7 protein-coding genes and 2 pseudogenes are annotated in these 9,974 nt (G+C 57.6%); 5 read left to right on the forward strand and 4 right to left on the reverse strand.

The genetic code is table 11. The annotated features are described in order from the left end of the window. The first annotated feature begins 100 nt into the window (after positions 1-100). The 4 genes from BLU15_RS33430 to BLU15_RS33445 all read left to right on the forward strand — a co-directional run bounded on the left by BLU15_RS33430 (position 101) and on the right by BLU15_RS33445 (position 5,664). Positions 101-1,483 (forward strand): dihydroorotase, encoded by a 1,383-nt coding sequence (locus BLU15_RS33430; RefSeq protein ID WP_090301367.1) that lies wholly within the window; start codon positions 101-103, stop codon positions 1,481-1,483. Continuing rightward, positions 1,480-2,727: a Zn-dependent hydrolase gene (locus BLU15_RS33435; protein ID WP_090301369.1), complete on the forward strand. Its 1,248-nt coding sequence runs from the start codon at positions 1,480-1,482 to the stop codon at positions 2,725-2,727. Before BLU15_RS33430 ends, BLU15_RS33435 begins: the two co-directional genes overlap by 4 nt. Positions 2,728-2,738: 11 nt before the next feature. Then, positions 2,739-3,827: a DUF917 domain-containing protein gene (locus BLU15_RS33440; protein WP_090301370.1), complete on the forward strand. Its 1,089-nt coding sequence runs from the start codon at positions 2,739-2,741 to the stop codon at positions 3,825-3,827. Between the two features lie 175 nt (positions 3,828-4,002). Beyond that, positions 4,003-5,664 carry a urocanate hydratase gene (locus tag BLU15_RS33445; protein ID WP_090301372.1) on the forward strand — a complete coding sequence of 554 codons (1,662 nt, stop codon included), beginning with the start codon at positions 4,003-4,005 and terminating at the stop codon, positions 5,662-5,664. A gap of 137 nt (positions 5,665-5,801) precedes the next feature. On the opposite strand, the pseudogene BLU15_RS33450 reads toward BLU15_RS33445, so the two are convergent. From BLU15_RS33450 to BLU15_RS33460, 3 genes and pseudogenes are all read right to left on the reverse strand, one after another. After that, positions 5,802-5,956 (reverse strand): annotated as a pseudogene (locus BLU15_RS33450) (integrase core domain-containing protein); the annotation flags it as partial. A gap of 958 nt (positions 5,957-6,914) precedes the next feature. Beyond that, on the reverse strand, positions 6,915-7,160 hold the full coding sequence (locus tag BLU15_RS33455; RefSeq protein WP_176960438.1) for a hypothetical protein: 246 nt from the start codon (positions 7,158-7,160) through the stop codon (positions 6,915-6,917). Between the two features lie 34 nt (positions 7,161-7,194). Next, positions 7,195-7,854, reverse strand: a complete 660-nt coding sequence (locus tag BLU15_RS33460) for an ankyrin repeat domain-containing protein (RefSeq protein WP_090301375.1) — start codon at positions 7,852-7,854, stop codon at positions 7,195-7,197. Positions 7,855-9,099: 1,245 nt separating this feature from the next. On the opposite strand from BLU15_RS33460, the pseudogene BLU15_RS33465 reads away from it, so the two are divergent. After that, positions 9,100-9,580 (forward strand): annotated as a pseudogene (locus tag BLU15_RS33465) (IS3 family transposase); the annotation flags it as partial. A gap of 77 nt (positions 9,581-9,657) precedes the next feature. Here BLU15_RS33465 and BLU15_RS33470 read toward each other — a convergent pair. Continuing rightward, a partial coding sequence (locus BLU15_RS33470) for an integrase core domain-containing protein (RefSeq protein WP_143034316.1) occupies positions 9,658-9,974 on the reverse strand: 317 nt, incomplete at its 5' end.

The raw sequence follows: 9,974 nt of genomic DNA on the forward strand, positions 1-9,974 counted from the left end.
CTCGAACATCGAAAACGGTTTAGACTAACAAGCCCGGCATCAGCTGGTGAGCAGGCAGACCTGCCGAGCGGGTTTAATAGACGGCCACCGAAAGAATTAAATGTCAGATTTTGATCTCATTTTGAAAGGAACCCTGGTACTTGCTGAGCGCATCGTACCACGTGGTTTTGTCGCCGTGCGTGACGGGCTAGTCGTGGCTGTGGGCCAAGGAAAAGCGCCGTCTGCGCGGGAAAGCCACGATCTCGGCGAGGCCTTGATTCTGCCCGGCGCGATAGATGCGCAGGTGCATTCGCTCTCCCAGAAAAACCAGGAAGACTTCATCTGGTCGACCCGCACGGCCGCTGCCGGCGGCATCACCACCATCGTCGACATGCCGTATGACGAAGGCAATCTAGTCTGCTCCGCTGAAGCGGTGCAGAGCAAGGCTGCCCATGCCGGATCGCAGGCGCGCGTCGATTTCGCGCTCTACGGCACGGTCGATCCTGCCGAGGGGTCAAAGCGGATTCTCGAGCAGGTGGAGGCTGGTGTCGCGGCCTTCAAGTTCTCCACCTTCGGCACGGACCCAAAGCGCTTCCCACGCATTTTCGCGCCGCTGATGGCTGAGTGCTTCACGGCGATCGCGCCGACCGGAATGATCGCTGGAGTGCACAACGAAAACGACGAATATGTCCGCTGGGCGATGGAGAAAGTGAAGGCTTCCGGCGTCACCGACTACCGCGCGCATGAAATGTCGCGCCCGCCGCTCACCGAGCTGCTTGCGATGAACGAAATCTACGAGATCGGCGTCGCCACCGGCTGCCCCGCGCATGTGGTGCATTGCTCGCTCGGCCGCGGTTACGAGATCGCCGCATCCTATAGGGCGCAGGGGCATCAAGCGACGGTCGAATGCCTGATCCATTACCTGACGCTCGACCAGGAGACGGGTGCAAAGCGCCTCGGCGGCCGCTCCAAATGCAATCCGCCAATCCGCCCACGCGCCGAGGTGGAAAAGCTTTGGCGGCACCTGGCGAACGGCAATATCACGCTTCTCTCCACCGACCACGTCAGCTGGTCGCTGGACCGAAAGACCAATCGGGACATGCTGGCCAACGCTTCTGGCCTGCCGGGACTGGAGGCGATGGTACCGCTCTTCGTCAAGGGAGCGTTGGAGCGAGGGGTGTCGCTTACCTGGGCGGCGAAGCTCATGGCGCTCAACCCGGCTCGGCATTTCCGCATCGACCATATCAAGGGCGCGCTGGAGATCGGCAAGCATGCGGACATCGCTGTGCTGACGCTGGAAAGCCACGTCTTCGACGCCTCCAAGACAGGCAACAACGTCGTTGGCTGGTCGCCCTATGACGGCATGACGTTGCCTTACAAGGTCGCCGCCACCTATCTGCGCGGCCGACTAGCGTATGACGGTTCGAAGGTTCTAGCTGAGCCCGGCACTGGAAAATTCGTCCGACCGCTGCCCAGCCTTTCGCTGCAAGGTCTTGCGGCGTGACCCGCAATCTCCCCGGCAACCTTCAGGTCAGGGCAGACCGCATAGCGGACGATATCGACGGGCTGGCCGGTCTCACAGAGCCAGACAAACCGTGGACGCGCAGGGCCTTCACGCCGATGTTCTTGAAAGGCCGACATTATCTCAACCGGCGCTTCAAGGAAGCGGGCCTGGAGACGCGGATCGACGCCGCAGGCAACCTGGTTGGCCTTCGCAAAGGAAAAGCCGGCAACGGCACGATCATGCTTGGCTCCCATTCGGACACGGTACCGAATGGCGGCCGGTTCGACGGCATTGCAGGCGTCGCTGCCGCGCTCGAAGTGGCGCGCTCCCTGAACGACGCGGGCGTCCAACTTGAGCACGATCTGGAAATCGTCGATTTCCTCGCTGAGGAGGTGTCGATCTTCGGCGTCTCCTGCATCGGAAGCCGTGGTATGCTAGGCCTTCGCCCGTCTGAATGGCTGGAGCGGCAGGTTGAAGGCGTGACACTGGCGGAGGGCATACGTTCTGTCGGTGGCAATCCGGCGTTGATCGGCAGCCGGGACGATATCAAGGCCTTTCTCGAACTGCATATCGAGCAGGGGCCGGTCCTCGAAAATGAAAGGATCGATATCGGCGTGGTGACGGCAATCTCAGGCATTGCCCGCATCGAAATTCTCGTCGAGGGCAGGGCGGACCATGCCGGCACGACGCCGATGGGCCTGCGCCTCGATGCGCTAAGCGCGGCGTCTCATATCGTGCTTGGCATCGAGCGGACCGCGACCGACTTGTCGCGCGGCCCGAGCCATTTCGCGGCAACGGTCGGTGAGTTCGTCATGGAGCCGAACGCTGCCAATGTGGTGCCATCGCGTGTGCGCATGTTGATCGATGCGCGGGCGATCGATCGGGCCGTTATGGAAGCATTCAGCGATGCAGTCGCCACGCTTTGCGTTGAGGTGGTGTCGAAGTGCGGCGTATCGATCACCGCGCCGCGCCGGATCTCCGATAATCCGCCGTCGCTTATGTCGGAAAAGGTCGTGGCGCTTCTGGAAGAGAGCACGGCTGGGCTCAGTTTGTCGAGCCGCCGCATGGTCTCCGGTGCCGGACATGATGCTGCTTATCTCAACAGCGCGGCGCCGACCGCCATGGTCTTCATTCCCTGCCGCGAAGGGCGCAGCCACACCGCCGAGGAGTGGGCAGAAAACGACGATATCACCCTTGGTGCCGCGGTTCTCTACGAAACAGTCTTGAAGCTGGACAAGGAATAAGGAGGAAGAACATGGGTCGGATTCTGACGGAAAAGGATGTCGAGGCAGCAGTGCGTGGCGGTTCCGTTTATGCCGCCGGCGGCGGCGGCTGGGCCGATCATGGCCGGTTGCTGGGTTATGCGGCGGTAAGAATTGGCAACCCGGAACTGATCACCATCGATGAGCTCGACGACAACGACTGGGTCGCGACCGCCGCCGCGATCGGTGCGCCGGCTTCGACCACCAGCTGGGAAATGCAGGGCATCGACTACGTGAAGGCCGTGCAGCTTCTGCAGGAGGCGCTTGGAGAACAGGTCTCGGCGCTGATGATCGGCCAAAACGGCAAATCCTCGACACTCAACGGCTGGCTGCCGTCCGCCATTCTTGGTACCAAGGTTCTGGATGCGGTCGGCGATGTGCGCGCTCATCCGACCGGCGACATGGGCTCGATCGGCATGGCGAATTCGCCGGAACAGATGATTCAGGTCGCCGTCGGCGGCAACCGTGCCGAGAACCGCTACGTGGAACTCGTAATCCGCGGCGCCACCGCCAAGGTCTCGCCGGTTCTGCGAACCGCCTCTGATATGTCCGGCGGCTTCATCGCGTCGTGCCGCAATCCCCTGCGGGCGTCCTACGTCCGTAATAATGCAGCCCTCGGCGGTATCAGCTTGGCGCTGACACTCGGCGAAGCGATCATTACCGCCGACGCAAAAGGTGGCCACGCAATCATCGACGCAATCGTGAAGACTACCGGCGGAACTATCCTCACAGAGGCAGAGGTTACCGCCAAGTCGGTAGCCTATACGAGGGAAGCGTTCGATGTCGGCAGGATCACGCTTGGCCGTGGCGACAAGGCGGTTACCCTCCATGTGATGAACGAATATATGGCAGCGGACGTTGCGGATGGTGAGCGGCTAGCAACATTCCCTGACGTCATTTCGACGCTGTCTCCGAACGGCGAACCGCTTAGCGTCGGCCAAATCGAGGTCGGAATGTCGGTGTTCCTGCTCCATGTTCCGAGGACGATCATTCCGCTGTCGTCCAGCGTTAAGGACCCGTCCGTCTACCCGATCGTTGAAAAGGCGCTCGGGATCAGCATTGCGGATTATGCACTGGGATGAAACTTGTCCTGGAACAAGCCTTTTAACCTACACTTTGTCCCTCTCGCGTGAGACAGGAAGTGCCAGTGCTTCGTGTCCTGCATTTTCTTCCGTTGTGATTGAGGATCCGGGACTCTTGCAGCAACAGTATTAAGATCAAACTTGAGGGCGAAGCCCTCGTCAATCAGAGGATCACATGCCCAAGCCCAATCCGCGCCATCCGAACTTCCCGATCCCCGGCGGCTCCGAGCTGCGCGCCAAGGGCTGGCGGCAAGAGGCTTTGCTACGACTCCTCGAAAACGTCCTTTCGGTCGGCGAAGATCCGGAAAACCTGATCGTCTATGCGGCCCTCGGCAAGGCGGCCCGCAACTGGGCTGCCCATGATGCGATTAGCCGGGTGCTGAAAACCATGGACGAGGACCAGACGCTGATCATCCAGTCCGGCAAGCCGGTCGGCCTCCTCAAGACCCATGACAGGGCGCCACTGGTCATCATGGCAAACTGCAACATCGTCGGGCAGTGGGCCAAGGCCGAATACTATTACGACCTTCAAGAAAAGGGCCTGATCTGCTGGGGCGGGCTGACCGCCGGTGCTTGGCAGTATATAGGCAGTCAGGGCGTCATCCAGGGCACCTACGAGATTTTCATGCGGATCGCCGAAAAGCGGTTCGGCGGCTCGCTTGCCGGCCGCTTCATCCTGACCGCTGGCCTTGGCGGCATGGGCGGCGCGCAGCCGCTTGCCGGCCGCATGGCGGGTGCGGCGATCCTGGTGGTCGATATCGATCCGGAGCGCGTGGCAAAACGCCAGGAGATCGGTTTTCTTGACGAAGTCGCCCCTGATCTTGAGACCGCGCTGTCGATGATCGACGCGGCCGTCCAGGAAAAACGCGCCGTCTCGATCGGTCTCGTCGGCAATGCCGCCGAAATCTATCCGCAGATCGTCAGGCTCGGCATCGTGCCCGACATCGTCTCCGACCAGACCTCGGCGCATGACCTCGTCTATGGCTATGTCCCGAAGGGCATGAGCCTCGAAGAAGTCCACCGCCTGCGGAAAGAAGGCCAGGGAGAGCTGATGGCGGCCAGCCGCGCCTCGATCGTCGATCATGTCCGAGCCATGCTGACCCTGCAGGAAAGGGGCGCGGAAGTGTTCGACAACGGCAATCTCATCCGCACCCAGGCGAAACAGGGCGGCGTCGAGAACGCCTTCGACATCCCGATCTTCACCGAAGCCTATCTACGGCCGCTGTTCTGCAAGGCGATCGGTCCGTTCCGCTGGATGGCGCTGTCGGGCGCGGAGAGCGATATCGCCCGTATCGACGATCTGGTGCTAGAACTCTTCCCGGACAATTTCATCGTCACCAACTGGATCAGGCTGGCGCGTGAAAACGTGCCCTTCGAAGGCCTACCGGCCCGCATCGCCTGGCTCGGCCATGGCGAGCGCACGCAGCTGGCGCTTTCCGTCAACGAACTGGTGGCAAGCGGTGAACTGGCCGGCCCGATTGCCTTTTCGCGTGACCATCTCGATGCCGGTGCCATGGCGCATCCCAACATAATGACCGAAAACATGAAGGACGGATCAGACGCCATCGCCGATTGGCCGCTGATCAATGCCATGACGCTGTGCTCATCGATGGCCGATCTCGTCGTCATCCACTCGGGCGGCGGCGGCTATGCCGGATACATGACGTCGGCCGGCGTGACTATCGTGGCTGAGGGCACGGAAGCGGCCGCGGAGCGCATTTCGCATGCGATCACCAACGACACGTCGCTCGGCATCATCCGTTATGCGGATGCAGGTTACGACGAGGCGATCGCGGCGGCGTCACTTAATGCCGTAGGGCATCTTAGCGTTGGCTAAATCCGCAAGTTATCGCTCCGATCGCTGAGGATGTGGCCAGCGTTATCCGATCCGAAAGGCGTTTGCTGAGGTCTGATGGATTGTGAAATGGGGTTCGAGGAGCAGCTACCAGAACGCTTTTGAACAGGGGAGTGAGAAAGCCGTTTGCGGGCGTTCGCGAGGGTTAGGAACCAATGCTGGTTCAGCCATTTCGCTCGGAAGCGGCCGTTGAATGCTTCGATAGAAGCATTGTCCGTGCGTGAGAAGTCCAAGGTCACGCCCTTGGCATAGGCCACAGGTCGAGATCGCGGGCAGGGTTCTAGTAGTCAATAGTTCTGAGTGATTAGCCGGATTAGCGCACAGGCAATGCTGATTGCAAGCAGGACGGATAATTGTATTTTCAACCATGCTGACTTCTTATGCTTTTTGTAGAAAATGACGGTAACGTTCAAGCCTCCGAGGGAATAATTTCCCGCACTTCTGGAGAGTAAACGATCAACAGCAGCACTAGCTGTGCAAGCACTCGGTCATACGAAAAGCTACGTAAAACTCCGGGTCTTCGGTCACTCAGCCTTCCTTGGAAGTGTTCTTTGATTCTTCTTGACGCACTGAAGTGCAGTTACTCGGCAATGCTCGAACGGTCCCCGGCAGATCAGCGCTGAGGACCGTCAGCGGATCGCAATTATTGCCGGGAGGCGCGCCGCTTTCGTGGTGTTTTTTCCATCACCGCTTGAAGATTTTCATGCGGGGGTGGTCTGCGAATAAAGCCGGCAAGGTACGGACGAAAGGTCTCGAATCTTCCCGCGTCTCCTACGGCTGCTCGGCCGACTACGTCGGCCATTGTTGGCAGGATATATGCAAATGTAGTTATCTCCGGCGCTTTCGGCTGCGCCTGCTAATCTCTGCTGTGCTCCGATGGCGTGCAAGTCACACAGCTTCGCCTTCGAGCCTCCTATAACTAGCTTTGCATATATCCTAATATTACCACCCCTATTAGATATAACTGAGGAACTTACAAATTGATTCAGGCGATTAAATCTTCGATATACCTAACCTTTATCTGAATATGTGTATATAGTACTCATTTGTACGTCAAATTATTGATTGTCTATTTTCGGTAAACAACATAAATGCTGAATTGGAATAAAATGTATAATGATGTATCAATTGTAAAAACAATTAGAAATATCTAGCTTATACATAGGATAACGATAATTGAAAATTAACATCGAAATGTCGAATGAGGCTTTACGTTCAGCTAATCTGCACGTCTAGTATGATGTAAGACCGATTTTCGCCTCAAAAATGGCGCGCGTATCGGCCTTATCCTCGATATTATAGTTGATCATCTTGACCTGAATTTTCCCGCCCGCGATTAAGAACGTGTCAATTCCATCGACGACTTGAAGGTTATTCTTGACGTCATGATAGCCCCAACGCTCCGTGACCCAACTGCCGGCCGGCTCGACGACGGTTCCCACGATGTCGTATTGGGTCGTGGGCAACTTGCTGTTCAAAAGCCTAGCCGACTCTTTAATGCCTGCGAGATCGTTAGCAAGCCAAGCAGATCCCAATTAAGGAGCGGGGTAACCTACCCTCGTGGCCGTGCAAAATGACGTTGAAGGTGCCGACGAGGGACAGTACAAGGTTCGTCGAATAATTGCGCTGAATATCCAGAGGAATGTCGCCGATGTAGCGAAGGAAAATATGCTCCCAATAGACGTCGGAGACGCCGCGACCTTCGACTGGTCCGAGATTCCCCGAGAGGAGGCGCTCCAACAAGGCGGACGTGGGCTTGCTGGCGGGGTCCTTGACGTTAGCTGCGGCGATGGCGAATTGCTCGCGCAACCAGGCTGCTCCCTTTGGGAGGCGGGGGTCGGTGACGAGAAGCTCTGGGTAGCGGTGCACGATCGTTTGGGCGAGCTCAGTATGGCCGCCGTCGAGAGCGAGCTTGATAATGGTTCGACTGGCAGGGTCGCGGGCAGTGACGTCGGCTCCGTTGTCGAGAAGTACATGGACTGCGTCGTGCTTGCCCGCGATAGCGGCGCCCATCAGCGCAGTGAATCCGTCGCACCTGTCATCCACTTTGGCACCATCGCGGAGCAAAGCTTCAAGATTGGGGGTTGCCCCAGCCTGGGCAGCGTTGAAGAACTTGCGGCTGAGGTTCATGGCCATGGCGCTCTGGTTGGTGGTGTCGATACTATCAACCATGGTTGCGGAAGTGCCGTATGAAGTTCAGATGACAACGGGAAGATTGAATAGTAGGAGGGAGTTCGAACAATGCTGAGCGGGGTGCTTGCTGTTGGTCGGGGAGCTGCGAAAACGGACCAATGGCGGCGGTGCAAATATATTTGGTTGATCGCGAACTATGGTGGTGAGATGAGAAAGCGGGCGAATAGCTGGTTTTATGTAGGCACCGCTCGTGTGTGTGGAGCATTCAACGACTGCTGAAACGCGCTTGCTGATGGTGCGAAGCCCTTTGAGGTGGGTCGCAATAGTAACTAGAATGGTGTCCCACTTTTGCGATGAATTGTTGACAGTCAGACGCAGCTGATTGGGGCGGTGCGTAGGCAGGCCGCGTCATCGCAGAAACCTTGTGAGAAATAGCGCAAGTGAGCTGGGAGATATCGAATAGTAAGGTTTGTCCGCCGAAAACAGCATTCCAAGCGGCCGATGTTGTGCAGCCAAACCGCCCGGGCTTCGAGCGAACAGGGTTATCCGTGTGACGTGTTGCAAGCAAGCCAGGAAGCGCCGAACATGAGCAGCAATTCTGATGTCACACCATCTGTTATGCATGATAAGCGTTGGGAGGCAGCATTTCGGAGCGTCGCGCAGCAATGCCACGTCATCTCATTGCGCGTGTGGTTTCGGGCATGCCGAGAGTGGGGCTGGCGGCAGGGGAGAATTCAGCTGTGATAGGGGACACGAATTAACCTGAACCGGAATCAACTACCGAATACGAACGTTGGTATCGCCTACTTGTTTTGTGATCGGCGATAATCAGCTATGATACGAGGGAGATGGAGTAAGACCGTGTTATCTCACAACCTTGTTTATATTAATTGCGCATGTGGTTCCCGGAGATGCCGATGAGGGGCAGGCGGTTATTCTGGATTCCTGCAGGGTGCTGATCGGTCGATCTCAAATCTTTTTGGGGTGTGAATCCGGTAGTCCGTCTTGGTATGCTCACGTATCTTTTTTCCTTATTTTGGGAGCCGTGTTTTGCGCCAAGCCACTAAACCTCTTTTGGTGGCAGGATATAGGCTCTTGTAGCGTTCCTTTGTTTGTTTTGTTGTCTATTTATCTGTAGCTTTGTATGTGGTGGGTCGAAGTAATCTGATACCCATCAGCCCTCCAGTTAAAGCAATCGTCGCGTGATCTGAACCCTTCAAACTGGACCGATTTTGGTTAGAGTTTTACGGTGATTTTTCCTGGCTGGGAAAGGAACGGAAGACGATGAAGGCATCGCAGTTTTCGGACGCGCAGAAGGCGTTCATCCTGAAGCGGGGTGATGAAGGGGCGACGGTCACGGAGATCTGCCGCTAGGCGGGATCCCTTGGCCTCAGAAGCGGGATGTGGGTCAAGGGTATGTGCTGGGATTGGACGATCTCGATCCGGTGTGTTTGCGGTGCACACGACATTGACTACCATTACACCTCCCGTCGTGTTGGTCAGGCCGGTCTGGAACGCCGTATTCGTGAGATTTGCGAAACGCGCGTGCGATACGGCTGCCGCCGTGTGCAGGTGCTGCTGGAACGCGAAGGGTGGGGGCACCAGCATCAAGCGAACCTATCGCATTTACAGAGACTTGGGCCAGCAGCTGCGCAAAAAGACGCCGAAGCGCGGGGTTAAGGCAAAGCTTCGGGAAGATCGGCAGATGGCGATCGGCCCGAACGACGTGTGGGCAATGGACTTCGTGCACCATCAGAAAGAAACTGCGGGCTCTCGCGACAAACGCATTGCGTTTGCGCTGCGGTGGTCGTGGAGTGCTCCCCGTTTCACCGGACAGGTCGGCTAGTTTGATTTAGCCCTGATGAACTGCCGTGGGGAAGCCATCCTGAGAGCGGAATGGGGATGGATTTCGTTGTAGTCCTCGATCCATCCGTCGATGAAACGGAGCGCCGTTTCGGCGTCCGGTAGTGCCGATATGCGGATGTAATCCCGTTTCAGAGTTTTCACGAATGCCTCGGACATGCCGTTCGACTGGGGGCTGGCCACCGGCGTGAAGCAGGGCGTCAAATTGAGCGCCTGGGCAAACAGCCTCGTGTCGCGCGCTGTATAGGCCGAACCATTGTCCGAGAGATGCTCGATAGCATGCGGGGCTCGGGTTG

Source organism: Ensifer sp. YR511 (assembly GCF_900103045.1).
Taxonomy (GTDB): domain Bacteria; phylum Pseudomonadota; class Alphaproteobacteria; order Rhizobiales; family Rhizobiaceae; genus Ensifer; species Ensifer adhaerens.